The 17,407-nt window shown below is 67.5% G+C and carries 16 protein-coding genes; 11 read left to right on the top strand and 5 right to left on the bottom strand.

All coding sequences use genetic code 11. From position 1 onward, the window contains the following. Position 1 precedes the first annotated feature (1 nt). Positions 2–811 carry a TrmH family RNA methyltransferase gene (locus ABC728_RS18355; RefSeq protein WP_416618280.1) on the top strand — a complete coding sequence of 270 codons (810 nt, stop codon included), beginning with the start codon at positions 2–4 and terminating at the stop codon, positions 809–811. Between the two features lie 45 nt (positions 812–856). Here ABC728_RS18355 and ABC728_RS18350 read toward each other — a convergent pair whose 3' ends face one another. After that, positions 857–2,854, bottom strand: coding sequence for an HWE histidine kinase domain-containing protein (locus tag ABC728_RS18350; RefSeq protein WP_416618279.1), 1,998 nt, complete (start codon positions 2,852–2,854; stop codon positions 857–859). 251 nt (positions 2,855–3,105) lie between these two features. Here ABC728_RS18350 and trpA point away from each other — a divergent pair, with 251 nt between their 5' ends. The 4 genes from trpA to ABC728_RS18330 all read left to right on the top strand — a co-directional run bounded on the left by trpA (position 3,106) and on the right by ABC728_RS18330 (position 7,681). Then, positions 3,106–3,963, top strand: coding sequence for a tryptophan synthase subunit alpha (gene trpA / locus ABC728_RS18345; RefSeq protein ID WP_416618278.1), 858 nt, complete (start codon positions 3,106–3,108; stop codon positions 3,961–3,963). Positions 3,964–4,182: 219 nt separating this feature from the next. Further along, a complete protein-coding gene (gene accD, locus ABC728_RS18340) occupies positions 4,183–5,133 on the top strand; it encodes an acetyl-CoA carboxylase, carboxyltransferase subunit beta (RefSeq protein ID WP_416618277.1) in 951 nt (316 codons plus the stop codon). Continuing rightward, positions 5,130–6,455, top strand: coding sequence for a bifunctional folylpolyglutamate synthase/dihydrofolate synthase (locus ABC728_RS18335; RefSeq protein WP_416618276.1), 1,326 nt, complete (start codon positions 5,130–5,132; stop codon positions 6,453–6,455). The genes accD and ABC728_RS18335 overlap by 4 nt, the downstream gene beginning before the upstream one ends. A 290-nt stretch (positions 6,456–6,745) precedes the next feature. Further along, complete coding sequence (locus ABC728_RS18330) at positions 6,746–7,681, top strand: IS110 family transposase (protein ID WP_445376291.1); 936 nt, start codon at positions 6,746–6,748, stop codon at positions 7,679–7,681. Between the two features lie 125 nt (positions 7,682–7,806). Here ABC728_RS18330 and trxA read toward each other — a convergent pair whose 3' ends face one another. Further along, entirely contained in the window at positions 7,807–8,130 is a 324-nt protein-coding gene (gene trxA / locus ABC728_RS18325) for a thioredoxin TrxA (RefSeq protein WP_416620556.1), read from the bottom strand. A gap of 247 nt (positions 8,131–8,377) precedes the next feature. On the opposite strand from trxA, the gene ABC728_RS18320 reads away from it, so the two are divergent. From ABC728_RS18320 to fumC, 3 genes are all read left to right on the top strand, one after another. Then, complete coding sequence (locus ABC728_RS18320; protein ID WP_416620557.1) at positions 8,378–9,517, top strand: hypothetical protein; 1,140 nt, start codon at positions 8,378–8,380, stop codon at positions 9,515–9,517. A gap of 11 nt (positions 9,518–9,528) precedes the next feature. Next, positions 9,529–10,920 (top strand): hypothetical protein, encoded by a 1,392-nt coding sequence (locus ABC728_RS18315; RefSeq protein ID WP_445376640.1) that lies wholly within the window; start codon positions 9,529–9,531, stop codon positions 10,918–10,920. 82 nt (positions 10,921–11,002) lie between these two features. Next, on the top strand, positions 11,003–12,397 hold the full coding sequence (fumC, locus tag ABC728_RS18310) for a class II fumarate hydratase (protein WP_416620559.1): 1,395 nt from the start codon (positions 11,003–11,005) through the stop codon (positions 12,395–12,397). A gap of 55 nt (positions 12,398–12,452) precedes the next feature. On the opposite strand, the gene ABC728_RS18305 is transcribed toward fumC, so the two are convergent. The 3 genes from ABC728_RS18305 to thyA all read right to left on the bottom strand — a co-directional run bounded on the left by ABC728_RS18305 (position 12,453) and on the right by thyA (position 15,472). Further along, on the bottom strand, positions 12,453–13,457 hold the full coding sequence (locus ABC728_RS18305; protein WP_416620560.1) for a TIGR00266 family protein: 1,005 nt from the start codon (positions 13,455–13,457) through the stop codon (positions 12,453–12,455). Between the two features lie 255 nt (positions 13,458–13,712). Continuing rightward, the gene (locus ABC728_RS18300; protein ID WP_416620561.1) at positions 13,713–14,324 is read right to left on the bottom strand and encodes a DUF1013 domain-containing protein; all 612 of its coding nucleotides are present in this window, start codon (positions 14,322–14,324) and stop codon (positions 13,713–13,715) included. Positions 14,325–14,575: 251 nt separating this feature from the next. Then, positions 14,576–15,472, bottom strand: a complete 897-nt coding sequence (gene thyA, locus ABC728_RS18295; protein ID WP_416620562.1) for a thymidylate synthase — start codon at positions 15,470–15,472, stop codon at positions 14,576–14,578. Positions 15,473–15,567: 95 nt separating this feature from the next. Between thyA and ABC728_RS18290 the strand changes: the two genes are divergently transcribed. The 3 genes from ABC728_RS18290 (at position 15,568) to ABC728_RS18280 (ending at position 17,320) form a co-directional block, all read left to right on the top strand. Beyond that, on the top strand, positions 15,568–16,074 hold the full coding sequence (locus ABC728_RS18290) for a dihydrofolate reductase (protein ID WP_416620563.1): 507 nt from the start codon (positions 15,568–15,570) through the stop codon (positions 16,072–16,074). Positions 16,075–16,241: 167 nt separating this feature from the next. After that, a complete protein-coding gene (locus ABC728_RS18285) occupies positions 16,242–16,736 on the top strand; it encodes a PaaI family thioesterase (protein ID WP_416620564.1) in 495 nt (164 codons plus the stop codon). Continuing rightward, on the top strand, positions 16,709–17,320 hold the full coding sequence (locus tag ABC728_RS18280) for a TetR/AcrR family transcriptional regulator (protein WP_416620565.1): 612 nt from the start codon (positions 16,709–16,711) through the stop codon (positions 17,318–17,320). The genes ABC728_RS18285 and ABC728_RS18280 overlap by 28 nt, the downstream gene beginning before the upstream one ends. Positions 17,321–17,407: the final 87 nt, after the last annotated feature.

Raw genomic sequence — 17,407 nt, 5'->3', positions numbered from 1 at the left:
GATGCAAGACCGTTCCACCCTGTCCTTGAAGCCCAAGCCCGCCGCGGCGGCGGCCGGGTCCGGCAAGGCGCGGCGCAAGCCGTTCCGCATCGCCGGCCTGCCGGCGGTGGCCGCCCTGTTCGACCGTGATCCCGACAGGGCGGAAAAGCTCTATTTCGATGAGAGGCTGAAGGAGGCCGCCGGCCCTTTCTGCGCCCGGCTGGCCGCGGGCCGCAAGCCCTACCGGCTGGTTCCCGCAGCGGAACTGGAGAAGATCGCCGGATCGGCCATGCATGGCGGCATCGTGGCCGAGGCCGCACCCCGGCCGGTGCTGCCCTTCAGCCTGGACCTGGCGCGGGGCTGGGCGGCCACGGGCCTGCCGCTGCTGATCCTGGATGGGGTGTCCAATCCGCACAATCTGGGCGCCATCCTGCGCACGGCGGCCTTTTTCGGGATCGACCGGGTCCTGATCTCCGACCACCCGTCCCAGGCCCTGCCGTCGGAGGCCGCCTATCGCGTGGCGGAAGGCGGCTTCGAGCATGTGAATCTTCATCGGACCGCTGATTTCCCGGCCACGCTGAAGGCCCTGGGTGGTCTCTACCGCACCATCGGCACCGCGCTGGGGCCTTTCCCGTCCCTGTCGGACCTGACCCGCCGGGCAGAGGGAAAGCCCGTGGCCGTCGTGATGGGGAACGAGGAACATGGCATGCCGCCGGCCAGCCAGGCGGCCTGCACCGAACTGGTCACCATCGCCGGCAGCGGCCGGGTGCAATCGCTGAACGTGTCGGCGACCACGGCCATCCTGGCCTTTCTGATGACCCGGGGCGCATAGGGACGGGCCGGCGAGGAGGCAGCCGGCCCGCGTGGCCGGCGGCCGTCACGGCTGCGGGCCCAGCGGCAGGGAGATGTGGCAGCGCAGGCCGGTTTCCGACCAGTCCATGTCGATCTTGCCACCCAACTGGTGGCGCAGCACCTGACCCAGCAGGGTGGACCCGAAGCCCTGGCGGGTCGGGGGGGCCGTGACGGGGGGGCCGCCCTTTTCCTCCCAGTGAAGGTCCAGCGTGCTGCGACGGACCGACCAGTCAACGGTGACGGTGCCGCCCGGCATGGACAGCGCGCCATGCTTGGCCGCGTTGGTGGCCAGTTCGTGGAAGACCAGGCCCAGCGACTGGACCATGTCGGCCCCCAGCCGCACCCTGGGTCCCCGCAGGGCCAGGCGGGCCCTGTCGGTCAGGAAGGCCTGGACCTCGTCCTCCACCAGCTTTTCCAGGTCCGCCCCCGACCAGGCGGCCTGGGCCAGCAGGCTGTGCGAGCGGGCCAGGGAGGAGATGCGCCCCTCCACCGCGCTGGTGAAGGCCTCGATACTGTCGGCGCGGCTCAACCGCACGACGGCCTGGGCCACGGCCAGGGCATTCTTGGCCCGGTGATCGACCTCGCGCATCAACAGGCGCTGGCGGTCCTCCGCCTCGTACCGGCCCGTGACGTCCAGCACCGTGGCGGTGCAGCCGATGATGCGCGCGCCCTCGTCCCGGATGGGCACGGCGTTGACGGACAGGACCTGGCGCGCCCCGGTCTTGGGATCGCGCAGGGCATATTCGCAATCCCGCACCACCTCTCCCGCCAGGGCACGGGCCGTGGGATAATCCACGCTGGCCATGGGCCGGCCGTCCAGCGTCGTCGCATGCCACAGGGCCGCATCATGGCGCACGCCGATGATGGCGCTGCGCGACAGGCCCAGGATGCGCTCGGCCGCGGCGTTGCAATCGGTGTACCGGCCGTCGGCCCCCACCTCCATGATCGCCACGGGCGTGGCGTTGAACAGGCGGCTCAACCGCTCCTCGCTGCGGCGCAGATCCTCCAGCGCCATGTCCAGATGGGCCGTGCGTTCCCGCACGCGCGCTTCCAGTGCCGCATTAGAGGAGCGCAACAGCCCCTGGGCCTGTTCGGCCTGCCGGGTCTGGCGCAGCGCGACCAGGGCCAGCGGCAGCAGCAGCAGGGCTGCAACCAGCGCGAAGCTGAAATGCCCCAGCGCCGTCCAAAGCCAGTCCGATTCGAGCCCGGCGGTGGAGATGCCATAGACCACGCGGGCCGGCACCCGGTCGACATCGGCAACCGCATACAGCCTTTCCTTGCCGTCGAACGGCGAGATGGCCGTCATCAGCCCGGTGGCGGGGTCGCGCTTGCCCACCAGATCAGCGACATTGCCGATGCCCACCTCACCGGATGTCACCGACGGGTGGCGGGCCAGCACCTCGCCATCCTCACGCACCAGCATCACTTCCACATCGGGGCGAAAGGCGATGCTGGCATAGAACGCCTCGAAATAGGCCGGACGCAGCGACACCTGCGCAACACCCAGGAAATTGCCGTCACGCCCTTCCAGCCGGCTGGACAGGGCGAAGAACACCTCCGGATTCAGGCGGCCGGACAGGCGCGCGCTCAGATGGGGTTCCGAACGGCCGTCACGGTGCGGCAGGAAATAATCGCGGTCGGCGACATTCATGTCCGGAACGGGCCAGCGCATCGTCGTGATGCGCACCCGCCCCTCGGCATCGACCAGCCAGTAGGATTGCACCTCCGGCGCTTCCGACGCCAGGTCGCGCAGCCATTCATGCACGCGCGGCGTGGCCGCCACCTCATCCCAGCCCTCGTTCAGGACCAGCCATTCCGCATTGCGCAGGATGAGGGTGTGGGCGCCCATCATGCGGGCCGCATGTTCAGCCAACTGGTCGGCACTGGACCTGATGTCGGCCACGGCCTTGTCCATCAGCCGGGCGCGGCCCAGCACGATCTCCACCCCGAACAGGCCCAAGGCCACCAGCAGCGCCGTCAGCGCCAGCCAGACGACGGCGCGCGACGGGCTTGCCGGCCGCATCGACCCCTCCTCATGCGAACCGGCCGCTATATTGGCATTATCCTGCAAGCTGTAATTCCCGATGATCGTTGCAAAGCAGATAACGCTGTTATCGGGTCCAGTTGAAGATGTTTCATCGTCTAACAGGGGCGTAGACCGAATAGCATAGGAGGCCCTTTTCCGCCGGGCCCGCCCGCGCAAAGCGTCATTGTTTCAGAGGTGCCCACGGTCTATGGTGCGCCGCCTTTCTTCGCTGTCCGGAACCTTTGATCATGACCAGCGCCCCGATCCAGGTCGCCCCGGCCACCGGCCGCATCGACCGCCGCTTCGCCGCCCTGAAGGCAGCCGGCCGGGCCGGCCTCGTCACCTTCGTGACGGCCGGCGACCCCGATCATGAAACCGGCCTCGCCCTGCTGAAGGGCCTGCCGGCGGCCGGTGCCGACATCATCGAACTGGGCATGCCCTTCACCGATCCGATGGCCGACGGGCCGGCCATCGAGGCCGCGGGCCTGCGCGCCCTGGCTGCCGGCGCACGCATGACCCGCACGCTGGACATGGTGCGTGCCTTCCGCCAGGGCGACGACGACACGCCCATCGTGCTGATGGGCTATTACAATCCCATCTATTCCTATGGCGTGGACCGGTTCCTGACCGATGCGCGGGGCGCCGGGGTCGACGGGCTGATCGTGGTCGACCTGCCGCCGGAGGAAGATGCGGAACTGTGCGTTCCCGCCCTGCGCGCCGGGGTCAATTTCATCCGGCTGACGACGCCGACCACGGATGATGCCCGCCTGCCGGCCGTCCTGGCCAACACCTCGGGCTTCGTCTATTACGTGTCGGTCACCGGCATCACAGGGGCGGGCAGCGCCACAGCGACGGCCATCGACGAGGCCGTCACCCGCCTGCGCCGCCATACCGACCTGCCGCTGGCCGTCGGCTTCGGCATTTCCACGCCCGAACAGGCCGCGGCGGTGGCCCGTGTGGCCGATGCCGCGGTCGTGGGCAGCGCCATCGTGCGCCGGGTGGAAGCGGGCCTGGACGCCGATGGCAAGCCCACTGCCGGGCTGGTCCCCGACGTTCTGGACTTCGTGGCCACCCTGGCCAGCGGTGTGCGCGCGGCGCGTGGCTGATCCGGCTTGACCTTTGCCGGTTGCAGCGCCTTATTGACGGACATGGGTGGTTCGGATTACCGAAGCGTCCAGGAACTGTTTGAGGACCGCGAAGCCATCGCCACGGCAGGTTTGCCGCAACAAAGCCGACCATGCCCGCGACCATGGCCGAGTGCAGCGGGACCCCGTCCCCGCCTCGGCAGAGTATAGCGGGACCCCGTCCCGCCTTGAAGGTACCCCATGAACTGGCTGACCAATTTCGTCAAACCGAAGATCCAGGCCCTCGTTTCCAAGAAAGAGGTTCCGGACAATCTCTGGCACAAGTGCCCATCGTGCGAGGCGATGCTGTTCCACCGTGACCTGGAGGAACAGCTTCACGTCTGCCAGCATTGCGGCCACCACATGCGCCTGACCCCCGTGCGGCGGCTGAACATGCTGCTGGACCCCGGTTACCAGACGATCGAACTGCCCAAGGTCGTGGTCGACCCGCTGAAGTTCCGCGACCAGAAGCGCTATACCGACCGCCTGAAGGAAGCGCAGGCCAAGTCCGGCCGCCAGGACGCCATCGTCGTGGCCCATGGCAAGATCAACGGCCAGGGCGCCGTCGTCGCCGCCTTTGATTTCGGCTTCATGGGCGGATCGATGGGCATGGCCGTGGGCGAGGGGCTGTTGGCCGCGGCCCGTCTGGCCGTGCTTCAGCAGGTGCCCCTGATCGCCGTGCCGGCATCGGGCGGTGCGCGCATGCAGGAAGCCATCCTGTCGCTGATGCAGATGCCGCGCACCGTCATCGCGGTGGAAATGGTGAAGGAAGCCGGCCTGCCCTATATCGTCATCCTGACCGACCCGACCACGGGCGGCGTGACGGCCAGCTTCGCCATGCTGGGCGATATCCATATCGCCGAGCCCGGCGCCCAGATCGGCTTTGCCGGCGCGCGCGTCATCGAAAGCACGATCCGCGAGACGCTGCCGGAAGGGTTCCAGCGGTCTGAATACCTGCTGGATCACGGCATGGTCGACATGGTGGTGCATCGCAAGGAGTTGCGCGGCACCCTGGCCCGCATCATCGACCTGCTGCGCCGCACCGGCCCCGGCGCGGACATCGTCAAGATTTCGCGCGGCGGGCGCGACCGGTCGGGCTCACGCAAGGGTCCGTCGGTCAGTGCCATCCAGGGTGGCGCCGGCTTCCAATGATCAAGGCCGCGCCGCTGGTGCCGGCCTCCCCCCGTCTGGAGGCGGCACTGGACCGGATGCGGCAACTGCATCCGGTCGTGATCGATCTATCCCTGGGCCGGATCGAACGGCTGCTGCACCGGCTGGGCAATCCGGAGCGGCATCTGCCACCCACCGTCCATGTGGCCGGCACCAACGGCAAGGGCAGCACCGTCGCCTTCCTGCGCGCCATGGCGGAGGCGGCAGGCCATCGGGTGCATGTCTACACCTCCCCCCATCTGGTGCGCTTCAACGAGCGCATCCGCCTGGCCGGCGACCTGATCGGCGACGACGCGCTGGCCGATATCCTGGAAGAGGTGGAACGCGCCAATGACGGGGACGCCATCACCTTCTTCGAGGTGACGACGGCCGCGGCCTTCCTGGCCTTCGCCCGCCAGCCGGCCGACCTGCTGCTGCTGGAGGTGGGGCTGGGCGGACGGCTGGATGCCACCAATGTCATTGCCAGCCCGGCCGTCAGCCTGCTGACGCGCATCTCCCTGGACCATACCCAGTTCCTGGGCCCCACCCTGGCCGAGATCGCAGCGGAGAAGGCCGGCATCGTGAAGCCCGGCCGGCCGGTCGTGGCGGGCCCCCAGGCCGACCCGGTGGCCGCGCAGGTCTTCACCGACCGGGCGGCGGCCGTCGGCGCGCCGCTGTCGCTGCACGGGCGGGACTGGCATGTGACGGCCACGGCGGACGGTTTCCGCTTCACCGATGCCGCCCGGCGTCTCGACCTGCCCCCGCCGGGGCTGGCGGGGGCGCATCAGATCCACAATGCCGGACTGGCCATCGCCGCCACGGCCCATCTGCCGCTGGCCATCGGCGACGCGGCGATCCGCACGGGTCTGGCCCGCGTCGAATGGCCCGCCCGCCTGCAGCGCCTGCGGCGGGGTCCGTTGGTGGAACACCTGCCGGCCGGGTGGGAGCTTTACCTGGATGGCGGGCACAATGACAGCGCGGGCGAGGTGCTGGCGGCCCAGTTGGCCCGCTGGACGGCCGACGGCCGGCCGCTCGACCTCGTGTTCGGCATGCTGGGCAGCAAACGGCCGCTGGATTTCCTGGCTCCCCTGGCGGCGCATGTGCGCCGGCTGCGGGCCGTGTCCATCCCCGGCGAGCCCAATAGCGTCAGCGCCGGCGACGCCGCCGGCTTCGCCCGGCAGGCCGGGATGGAGGCGGGCGACGATGCCGATGTCACAGCCGCCCTGCGTGCGCTGGCACAGGCCGCGGCCGGCGCCCCCCCCGCCCGGGTGCTGATCTGCGGCTCGCTTTATCTGGCAGGCACGGTCCTGGCCACCAACGGCTGACACTATTTTTCGGTGATCAGAACCTATTGGTTCTGATCACCGCTCTCAATCGCCGGCGCCCACATCCGTGGGCGTGCGCCGGCGCCCACATCCGTTGGCTTGTGTTTTCGAAATGTCAGTAAGATGTGTGATCGCCGGCCGGGGCATGCCCCGGCCGGCGATCCGTCCGGAAGACCGCTCCGTGGAAAGGTAGATCATACACCGTAGCCAAGCATGGTTCTCCGGTCGGCCCCTTCATTGACCCGAACAGTTGCTTGGGGTTGCAGCCCCGTACGTGCAAGGCAGGGAGTATGAAGATGGCACAACAGGACTCTATCATCGCCCTGGACGTCAGCAAGGCCCGTCTGGACGGGTTGGATGCCGAGACAGGAGAGGCTTTCCAAGTCGAGAATGCCGAGGCTGGTTACAGTCTCCTTCGGCGACGGTGTGGCAAGCGCGCCGTGCAGGTCGTCCTGGAAGCCAGTGGTGGCTATGAGCGGCCGGTCATGGAGGCTTTATCGAAAGCCGGCATTCCCGTCCGCCTCGTCGATCCTCGCAAGGTCCGGCATTTTGCCAGGGCGCATGGACGCTGGGCCAAGAATGACCGGCTGGATGCCCGGATGATCGCCGCCTATGCCCAGGCGATCCCCGGAGCCGCCTACCAACCCGATCCGGAACGGGAGGTCCTGGCGGAACTGGCCACCTACCGGCGCCAGTTGCTCGACGAGCAGACCATGGTCAGGAACCAGGCCCAGACCCTGGCGGATCCGGAACTGCGCCGCTTGGCCAAGCGGCGCCTGGATGCCATCGCCCTGCTGATCCTGCGCCTCGACAAGCGCATTGCCGAGCAGATCGCGGCATCCAAAACCTTGAAGGTCAACGACAACCTGCTCCAGTCCATTCCTGCTGTCGGGCCGGTGCTGGCGGCCACCCTGCTGGCCCATATGCCGGAGTTGGGCACACTGACACGACATCAGGTCGCCGCCCTGGCCGGCGTTGCCCCGATGGATAACCAGAGCGGCAAACGCGATGGCCCGCGCAGCATCTACGGTGGAAGGCCCGTTGTCCGAACCGTCCTTTACATGGCTGCCGTCGTCGCCAGTCGGCGAAATCCACCCTTGGCCGCCTTCTATAAAAAACTCATCGCCGCTGGAAAGAAGCCAAAGGTTGCCCTCGTTGCCATCATGCGAAAGATCGTCGTCCTCGCCAATGCCATCATCCGCGATCAGAGAACTTACGCCGCATGAAAACAGTTGCTTGGCTGCGCCGCACGAGCGGCACGCCGGCGGGCCCCAACGGAAAAGGGCCGGTCCCATCGGCGGGCCGGCCCCTTCCCTGATCCTGTCCTGATCCGGCCCGAAGGCCCGGAAGGTCACAGGTTCTGTTCGATCCAGGACTTCAACTGCGACTTGGGCAGGGCGCCGATCTTGGTCGCCGTCACCTGACCATCCTTGAAGATCATCAAGGTGGGGATGCCGCGCACGCCGAAACGGCTGGGGGCATTGGGATTGTCATCGATGTTCAGCTTGGCGATGGACAGCTTGCCGTCCAGTTCCTGGGCCAGTTCGGCCAGGCTGGGGGCCAGCATCTTGCAGGGGCCGCACCATTCGGCCCAGAAATCCAGCAGAATCGGACCGCTGCCCTTCAGGACATCGGTTTCAAAGCTGGCGTCGGTGACATTGATGATTTCAGCCATATTTCCCTCGGCGGGTTTTGTTAAGGGGCGCGGTCAGCCCGTCGGACCGCCTCTCAACAGCAAATGTAGGCACCCGCCGGAGTGCCGGTCAAGCCGCCGTGGACCGCAGGCCTGTGCTGCGATCCCGCATGCTTGAAAGCATCCGCTGCCGCACTGCGGAATTGTGTCCAACTACCTAAAATGCGACATATATCGGGAACAGGCCGCGACAGACGGCCCGGAGAGGCGAGACAGGGTCGGCCGGAACATGACGGATCAGAGTGACGTCAACCGCAAGATGCGGGCCATGCTGGAGGATTTCGCGCCGGCCACCTTCGAGGAGCGGGGCGTGACGGTCCCCTTCACCACACCGCTGCTGAGCCAGGCCCGCCTGCGCCGCGACGACATGGACCGGTTCGAGTTCCTGCTGCCCAACTTCACGGCCGGCAAAGGCACCTATGTGCTGCCCTGGAAGGGGCTGCCCAGCGTCATGACGCTGACCCTGCATGACCGGCTGCTGTTCGAGGAGATCGAGAAGCTCGAACTGCATTCCCCCGAACAGATCCGTGCCTGCGCGCTGACCGTCCAGGCATCGGGCATCTGCGGGCCGGACGCGGCCACCCGGGCCGCGCAATTGCGTGACCAGGATGGGCAATATCTGGTGCTGACCCAGTTCATCCTGGTGACCGAATTGCTGAAGCTGGTGGGGATCAGTGCCGCAGACCTGCTGCGCCCCGGCATGACGACGGATGACAGCAAGCGCGTGGCCCGCCAGGCCCTGGCCCGCGTCGCCGCCATGGTCGATATCCAGCCCGACGACATGACGGCCCGCGTCGACCAGTTGGGCGAGGCGGTGGCCCCCGTCGGCCTGCCGCAGGCCCCCAAGGCCGGCCGGCTGCGCGGCCTGGCGGAGCGGCTGGGCGGCTTCGCACAAAGCACGCAGCATTTCGCCGATACCGACCCGTCCGACGTGGCCATGCTGGGCGCCTATGTCGCCACGGTCGCCAACCACACGCTGACCCTGGCCCGCCAGCGCATCGCCAAGCTGGACAATGCCTGCCGCGATGCGCGCCAGATCGTGAATGACGCGCCGAAACTGCTGACCGCCATCAGGGAATATGTCGGGCGCATCTCGTGGCTGCTGGACGGATGGGATTTCCTGATCGCCATGTGGGAGGCGGTGAAGGACGGGCCGCCCGCCGCCCGCCAGACGGCGATCAGCGACATATCCCGGCTGCTGCCCCTGATCCCGAAGGAGGAGGTGAGCCATGCAACCGAGCAGTTGGACCTGGACGCCATCGCGCGGCTCCAGCGCCGCTGGGTGCGGGTCAACCAGGATTGGCGGACGGGGGTCCTGGATATGGATGCCGTCATGCGGCTTGAATCGTTGAAAGCGGCGATGGGCTGAGGGAGGATGGCATGAACGACAGCAAGACCCCCGCCCCCGAGACACCCGCCACCCCGGTCAGGGGCAGTGACTGGGCGGTGCTGGCCGCCGATGCTTCGCGCCTGCCCGACCGCAAGCTCCTGCAGATTTACCGGCTGCTGGAGCAGGTGGGCGACAAGCCGGAGGTGTCCGGTGCCTTCGAGGCCATGCGGCCGCGTCTGGTGACGCTGCGCCCGCCCCGGCGGCCGGCCCTGTCACGGCTGTTCTTTCTGCCTGTGGAGGATCTGCTGGATGATGCAGGGCAATATAGCCGGCGCCTGAACCGCATCTGCCGGACCACGCTGGGCCCCTGCTGGCAGGCCGTCAAGGACCGCATCCCGGCCGCGTTGCTGCAAAGCGCGCAGCGCGAAGCCGCTGCCGCGGATCTGCGAGACGGGGTGGCCGTCGCGTCCATCTGCGCGCCTCTTTGGGAAGCCGGCGTGACGGCCCTGGCGGCCATCACCGCCGAATGCCAGACCAACCTGAAATACAAGATCGGCCTGTTCGGCCGCGACGACGACGTGCAGCGCCAGTTGGAAACGATCCGGCAGGTGCTGGTCGTGGCGGAACGGATCGAAAAGCTGAAGGCCGCCCTGCCGGCGCGCCCCATCCTGGATCTGGCCGAGTTGCACCTGGACATCATCCGGGCCAATCTGATGGAACTGGGACGGGAGGATGCAGCGCTGACCCAGCCGCTGCTGCTGGTGCTGGCCTCGCGCATGCAACGCCCCGGCGAGCTGTTGCGCATGCTGGGGGAGGTGCGCCTGGGCGGCACGGTGGCGGAGAAGGAGAACCTGACGCGGGAGATGTCAGGCTATGTCGTCGGCAACCTGCTGCGCCAGACGGCCGAGTTCGACCGGGAAAACCCACTGGTCTCCGGCGATCCGGCCAGCCTGGCCGCGGCGGCGGAGCGGCTGACCGACGGCCTCAATTCCGTCAACGACACGGTGCAGAGCCTGCGCGACAAGGACATCACCAACAAGATGAAGAACGCCCGCGCCGAGGTGGGGCAATTCGTGCTGAAGAATATCTGCGCGGATGTCGACCAGGGCCTGCACGCCGCCCTGTTCGGCCGGGATGGCGGCCTGCCCGACGATGCCACCATGAAGAAGGCCGAACAGTTCGCCATGGCGCTGCGCCGTTCATCCAAACTGGCGGGCGCGCTCGGGATCCAGCGGGAGGTCAGCGCCAAGATCAGCGAAACGCGCCAGCAGGTGGTCAGCACGACCCAGGCCAGCCTGCGCGCGGCCCCGCGCAACCGCGACGGCACGTTGGGTGCCGACGGCCAGCGGACCATGTTCAACAGCCTGCGCATCGTGGAGATCCTGTCCGGATCGGACGAGGCGGAACGGCTTTGCCGCGAATGGCGCACGCAGTTCCGCTGAGCCGGCCGGTGCGCAGCGGGGGGGACAGGGATATCCGCATCTGTTACCGTCGGCGTCCAGACTGGAAACGGGGGAACGGGTGATGGCCGCCAATGTCCGCATCGAGACCGACAGTTTCGGCCCCATCGAGGTGCCGGCCGATCGGTATTGGGGCGCGCAGACCCAGCGGTCGCTGCTGAATTTCAAGATCGGCGGGGAAAGGATGCCGCCGGCCCTGATCCGGGGCCTTGGCATCGTGAAGAAGGCCGCCGCCAAGGCCAATGTGGCGCTGGGAACGCTGGATGCGCGCCTGGGCAGCGCCATCGTCGGTGCCGCCGACGAAGTGATCGACGGCACGCTGATCGACCATTTCCCCCTGGTCGTCTGGCAGACCGGATCGGGCACCCAGACCAACATGAACGCCAACGAGGTCATCGCCAACCGCGCCATCGAGATGCTGGGCGGGGAGATCGGGTCCAAGAAGCCCATCCATCCCAACGACCATGTCAATCGCGGCCAAAGCTCCAACGACAGCTTTCCGTCGGCCATGCATATCGCAGCGGCGGAGCGCATCCATCATGATCTTGTGCCGGCCCTGGAACAGTTGCACGCCGCCCTGTCCGCCAAGGCCGATGAATTCGCCCCCATCGTGAAGATCGGGCGCACGCACCTGCAGGATGCCACCCCCATGACGCTGGGGCAGGAATTCGGCGGCTATGCCCAGCAGGTGGCCTATGGAATCGGGCGGGCGAAGGCCGTGATGCCGGCCCTGCTGCGCCTGGCGCAGGGCGGCACGGCCGTTGGGACGGGCCTGAACAGCGCCCCCGGCTTCGATCAGGCCTTCGCGGCGGAGGTCGCCGCCATCACCGACCTGCCCTTCGTCGCCGCCCCCAACAAGTTCGAGGCACTGGCCGCCCATGACAGCATCGTGGAAGCGTCGGGCGCGCTGAACACGGTGGCCGTTTCGCTGATGAAGATCGCCAACGACATACGCCTGCTGGGCAGCGGCCCGCGCAGCGGCATCGGAGAGATCAGCCTGCCGGAGAACGAACCCGGCAGTTCCATCATGCCGGGCAAGGTCAACCCGACCCAGTCGGAGGCCATGACCATGGTCTGCACCCAGGTGATGGGTAACCATGTTACCATCACCCATGCCGGTGCGACGGGCCATTTCGAACTGAATGTCTTCAAGCCCGTGCTGATCTACAATCTTCTGCAGTCCATCCGTCTGATCGCCGACGCCAGCCGCAGCTTTGCAGAGAACTGCGTGGCCGGCATCACCGCCAACGAGGATCGCATCCGCCGGCTGATGGAGGAAAGCCTGATGCTGGTCACGGCACTGAACCCCCATATCGGCTATGACAATGCCGCCAGGATCGCCAAGAAGGCGCACCAGGAAGGCACAACCCTGCTGGAAGCCGGGCTGGCGCTGAATTTGCTAAGCGAGGAGCAGTTCCGCGCCTGGGTGCGGCCCGCCGATATGGTGCATCCGGGATAGGTCGGGCTTCCGGAGGGGGCGGCATCGCCACCCCCTCCCGGATTTCGTGTGCCTGCTATCGCTTGTTGCCCATGACGATATCGCCCAGCGGCCCCAGCATACTGCCTTCGCCCTTGCTGGCGCCCGGCATGGCGGCCGACAGCATGCGGCCGGCCAGGCGGGAGAAGGGCAGCGACTGTATCCAGACCCGGCCCGGTCCGCGCAGCGTGGCGAAGAACAGCCCCTCTCCACCGAACAGCACTGATTTCACGCCGCCGACCTGCACCAGGTCGAAATCCACGTCGGGCGTGAAGGCGGCAACGCAGCCCGTATCGATGTGCAGCACCTCGCCGGGCGCCAGTTCGCGTTCCATGATGGAACCGCCGACATGGGCGAAGACCCAGCCGTCACCCGTCAGCTTCTGCATGATGAAGCCTTCGCCGCCGAACAGGCCCGTCAGGATGCGGCGCTGGAAATGGATGCCGATCGACACGCCCTTGGCCGCCGCCAGGAAACTGTCCTTCTGGCAGATCAGCGTACCGCCCAGATCGGCCAGGTTCAGCGGCAGGATGGTGCCCGGATAGGGGGCGGAAAAAGCGACATGCGCCTTGCCGCGGCCGGTATGGGTGAAGACGGTCGTGAACAGGCTTTCGCCCGTGATCACCCGCTTGCCGGCGCCGATCAGCTTGTCCAGGAAGCCGCCGGTATTGTTGCCGTCGCCGAAGATGGTGTTCATCTGGACGCTGGCATCCTTGTAGACCATGGCCCCCGCCTCGGCGATGGCGCTTTCGCCGGGGTCCAGTTCCACCTCCACGAACTGCATCTCCTGCCCGTGGATCTTGAAATCGATATCGTCGGCGCGGGCCCGGCTGCGGGCGCCGGGCGGCGGCGGCATGCCGGGCGCACCGGCCCAGGGGTTGGGCTGTGACGACAATTCGCCCACGGCGCGCACGGGCAGCCATTCGGCCATGCCGTTGCGCCAGCAGAAGGCATCCGGATGCACGCGCACAAAATCCAGCGCCGCCTGCCCGTCCAGCGGGCCGACCCGCTGGTCGCCATCATGGAAAAACCACTGCGTCATGAATACCCCCTTTTTCCCCGCGATCCGCACCGCCCCGGAATGGTCCGGGGCGCGGCATCGGCTCCCTTCAGCATATCGTGCCCGGCCCTGAAAAGAAAAAGGCCGGCTGCGCGTGGCAAGCCGGCCAATTTCCGATGATCGGCGGGGTCCATTGGCACCCCGCGCCGCGTGGCCGGCATGGAGCGGCGGACGCCGCGTGGCCAACGTGTAGCGGCGGACGCCGCGTGGCCAGCGTGGGGCGGCGGACGCCGCGGCTCAATCCTGAGCTTCGTCCTCGTCCCCGGACAGGGCCGCAGGCTCCATATCCTCGTCGATGGCGTCCATGTCAGCCGTCTCCGGCTCCGGACGGCCGCGGCGGGCCTTTTCCAGGGCGGCATCCAGTTCCCGCTGGCTGCCCAGGCCCAGCAGCACCGGGTTGCGCGCCTTGATGTTGGCCGAGTTCCAATGGGTCTTGTCGCGCACGGCGGCGATGGTCGGCTTGGTGGTGCCGATCAGCTTGCAGATCTGCGCGTCCGACAATTCCGGATGGGCCTTCAGCAGATAGGCGATGGCATCGGGCTTGTCGCCGCGCTTGGTGACCGGCGTGTAGCGCGGGCCCTTGGCGCGGGCGACCGGCTGCGGCAGGTCCTGCACGCGCAGTTTCAGCTTCAGGTTGGGATTGGCCTCGACGCGGGCGATCTCCGCCGCGGTCAGTTCGCCGCCGGCGACCGGGTCGCGGCCGACCATGCCCACCGCCACCTCGCCATCGGCGATGGCCTGCACCTCAAGCTCGTGCATGCCGCAGAATTCCGCGATCTGCTCGAAGCTGAGACTGGTGTTCTCGACCAGCCAGACGGCGGTGGCCTTCGGCATCAGGGGCAGTGCCATGCTTCCTCCTCAAACGCTTTACCGGCGCTGGCCGGTCAAAACGATCCGTTTCAAAACGATCCGCTAACGCAAAAACCGCCCGTCGCGCGCGGGCGGGGCCCCGCGCAGCCAACCGGACGGACAAGTCAACTACCCTTCTCCTATAGCGTTCCGCCACGGGACAAGCCACGGGATTTTTCAGCCCGGCGGTTGATTTGAAATGCCGGGACGCGGCAAGGGCGGTTTTTCGGGGATGTCGCGTCGGCCGGCATTCACACCGCCACGTCGGCCTTGATGGGGGGGTGCGGATCGTACCCTTCCACCGCGAAATCCCCGATCCGGTAACCATCGATGCTGTCCGCCCGGCGGGCCAGCATCAGGCGCGGCAGGGGCCGGGGGTTGCGGGTCAATTGTTCCCGCGCGGCATCCAGATGGTTCAGGTACAGATGAACATCGCCGCCCATCCACACGAACTCGCCCAGCCGCAGCCCGGCCTGCTGCGCCAGCATGGCCTGCAGGGCGACCGCCCCGGTCAGGTTGAAGGGCAGGCCCAGCAGCACGTCGCAACTGCGCTGGTACATCAACCCGTTCAGGCGGCCGTCGCTGGTCACATGGTACTGATAGACCATGTGGCAGGGCGGCAGGGCCATGCCGCCCAGTTCCGGCACGTTCCAGGCATGGAACAGCAGGCGCCGGCTGGACGGATTCTCCCGCAATCCCTGCACCAGGGCGGCGATCTGGTCATGCTCTCGCCCGTCGGGTCCCAGCCAACGGCGCCATTGCTTGCCATAGACAGGCCCCAGTTCACCCCAGCGGGCGGCGAAGGCATCATCCTCGACGATGCGCTGCTCGAACGCGGCCTGGCTGATATCCTCCCCCGTCTCACGGCGGTAGGCGGCCAGCGGCCAGTCGGTCCAGATCGTGACCTTTTCCTTCAGCAGCGGCTGGATATTGGTGCCGCCGGTCAGGAACCACAGCATTTCCTTGACCGCCATCTTCCAATAGACGCGCTTGGTGGTCAGGATGGGCACGGTGCCGTCCGACAGGTCGAACCGCATCATCGACCCGAACAGCGACAGGGTCCCCACGCCCGTCCGGTCCACGCGGCGGTCGCCGCGGGCCAGGATGTCACCCATCAGGTCCAGATATTGCTGCTCGGGATGGCGCATCGACCGTCGGCTCCGCTTGGGACCAGCTTGCTGTGATGGTTGGTATTAGCGGGCCGGGCGGCTATTGTCACCCATCGACCGCCTGGAGACCTGCCTTGTTCCTTTCCGTGATCGCCGCCGTCGCCCGCAACGGGGTCATCGGCCATGAAGGCCGCATGCCCTGGAAGCTGCCCAACGATCTTCGCTTCTTCAAGCAGGTGACCATGGGCAAGCCCATGATCATGGGCCGCAAGACCTGGGACAGTTTCGGAGGCAGGCCCCTGCCCGGCCGGCCGCACATCGTGGTCACCGGCAACCGGGATTTCCGGGCGGAAGGCGCCATCATCGTCCATGACCTGGAAACCGCCATCACAACGGGCAAGCGTCTGGCAGAGGAAGCGGACGGCGACGAGGTGATGGTGATCGGCGGCGCGCAGATCTATGCCGCGGCATTGCCGCTGGCCGACCGTGTCTTCCTGACGGAGATCGCGGCCAGCCCGGCGGGCGACACCTTCTTCCCCGAATTCGACCGTACCGCCTTCCTGGGAGAGGAACTGGGCATACAGATGGCCAAGGGGCCGGACGAGCCCGCCTTCCGCGTCATGCTGTTCCATCGGCGCTGAGAGGGCGGGAAACCTGCCGCCCCCCCAACCCCAGCGCGAATGCTGACGGCGGGAGGCGGGGCGCCCCGCTGATCTCCCCCCATGCACGAATATAGGGCGATACCGCCGGCCGGGACCCTTGACCGGCGGTTCGTTTCGGGGCAATGTCTCCATCGGAGACTTTGCTGATGCTGAAAATCATCCTTCCCCTGTTGTTCAAGGTGAGGCCCAAGATGGTCCATGACATGATCCGCCAGCAGATGGCGGGCTCCCTGCCCTTTGTGCGCCATTGCGGCATCGATCTGGTCAGCCTGGGCGATGGCACCGCGGAGGCGCGGGTGACGGACCGGGCAGAGGTGAAGAACCATCTGGGCACGCCGCATGCCGGCGTGATCTTCACCCTGGCCGAAACGGCCAGCGGCGGCGCCATGGCCGGGGCCATGGCACCCGTGCTGATGAATATCCGCCCCGTGGCGGCACAGGCCACGATCCAGTATCTGACCCTGGCCAGGGGCGACCTGCGCGCCGTGGCCCGCACGGGCCGGGCGGGTGCCGACCTGCGGGCGGAACTGGCGGCGGAGGGGAAGGTGCGCTTCCCCGTGGAGGTGGAGATTACCGACGCGGCCGGGCAGCCCGTGTCGAAGATGGTGGTTGAATGGTACGTCAGCCCCAAGCGCCCGTGACCGGGGAAGCACCCCGCCGCGACAATTTCCACCATGGTGATGTGCGTGCCGCCGCCCTGGCGGCCGCCCTGGCGATGGTGGTCGCGGATGGGCCGGACGCCCTTTCCTTCCGGGCCGTGGCGGCCGCCATCGGCGTCAACCACCGGGCGCTTTACCGCCATTTCGCCGACAAGCATGAACTGACCCTGGCCGTCGCGGCCCAGGGTTTCGACGCCCTTGCCACCGTGATCCGGGCCGGATTCGATACCGGGGACGGCCAGCCCCGACCCGGCCCGCTGTACCGTGCCTATGTGGATTTCGCACTGGCACAGCCGGCGCTGTATGCCCTGATGTATGGCATTGCGGGACAGAATTACCTGTCACACCCGGCACTGGCCCCGTCGGTGGCCAAGGTGACGGCCCTGGCGGCCGATGCCTTCCGCCATGCCGGGGACCCGCCCGGCTTCTCCCTTGCGCTGCGCGACCGGGTGATGCGTGCCTGGGGGGAGGTGCATGGCCTGTGCGACCTGTGGCGGCGCGGGGCCCTGCGCGCCCGGGATGCGGAGGCGGCGAAGGCCTATATCCTTGCTTTGCTGGCGCAATGATGCGGCGGCCACCTCTGCGCCCCGCGATAGCCGGCCGCGCGTCATTGGCACTTCCCCCTGCGGCGCGGCCGGATATCTTCCTGGTCC

Source organism: Niveispirillum fermenti (genome assembly GCF_052474395.1).
Note: the sequence above shows the minus strand (reverse complement) of the source record. Positions and strands in the feature narration are given on the sequence as shown.

Excerpts from the sequence above, each read along its gene's own strand:
- ABC728_RS18300 (WP_416620561.1), bottom strand. The coding sequence starts at position 14,324 with ATGGCACTGCCCCTGATGCCGAAGGCCACCGCCGTCTGGCTGGTCGAG.
- ABC728_RS18355 (WP_416618280.1), top strand. The coding sequence starts at position 2 with ATGCAAGACCGTTCCACCCTGTCCTTGAAGCCCAAGCCCGCCGCGGCG.
- ABC728_RS18350 (WP_416618279.1), bottom strand. The coding sequence starts at position 2,854 with ATGCGGCCGGCAAGCCCGTCGCGCGCCGTCGTCTGGCTGGCGCTGACG.
- trpA (WP_416618278.1), top strand. The coding sequence starts at position 3,106 with ATGACCAGCGCCCCGATCCAGGTCGCCCCGGCCACCGGCCGCATCGAC.
- ABC728_RS18280 (WP_416620565.1), top strand. The coding sequence starts at position 16,709 with ATGGTACGTCAGCCCCAAGCGCCCGTGACCGGGGAAGCACCCCGCCGC.
- thyA (WP_416620562.1), bottom strand. The coding sequence starts at position 15,472 with ATGCGCCATCCCGAGCAGCAATATCTGGACCTGATGGGTGACATCCTG.
- ABC728_RS18330 (WP_445376291.1), top strand. The coding sequence starts at position 6,746 with ATGAAGATGGCACAACAGGACTCTATCATCGCCCTGGACGTCAGCAAG.
- ABC728_RS18305 (WP_416620560.1), bottom strand. The coding sequence starts at position 13,457 with ATGACGCAGTGGTTTTTCCATGATGGCGACCAGCGGGTCGGCCCGCTG.
- ABC728_RS18320 (WP_416620557.1), top strand. The coding sequence starts at position 8,378 with ATGACGGATCAGAGTGACGTCAACCGCAAGATGCGGGCCATGCTGGAG.
- ABC728_RS18315 (WP_445376640.1), top strand. The coding sequence starts at position 9,529 with ATGAACGACAGCAAGACCCCCGCCCCCGAGACACCCGCCACCCCGGTC.
- ABC728_RS18335 (WP_416618276.1), top strand. The coding sequence starts at position 5,130 with ATGATCAAGGCCGCGCCGCTGGTGCCGGCCTCCCCCCGTCTGGAGGCG.
- accD (WP_416618277.1), top strand. The coding sequence starts at position 4,183 with ATGAACTGGCTGACCAATTTCGTCAAACCGAAGATCCAGGCCCTCGTT.
- fumC (WP_416620559.1), top strand. The coding sequence starts at position 11,003 with ATGGCCGCCAATGTCCGCATCGAGACCGACAGTTTCGGCCCCATCGAG.
- ABC728_RS18285 (WP_416620564.1), top strand. The coding sequence starts at position 16,242 with ATGCTGAAAATCATCCTTCCCCTGTTGTTCAAGGTGAGGCCCAAGATG.
- trxA (WP_416620556.1), bottom strand. The coding sequence starts at position 8,130 with ATGGCTGAAATCATCAATGTCACCGACGCCAGCTTTGAAACCGATGTC.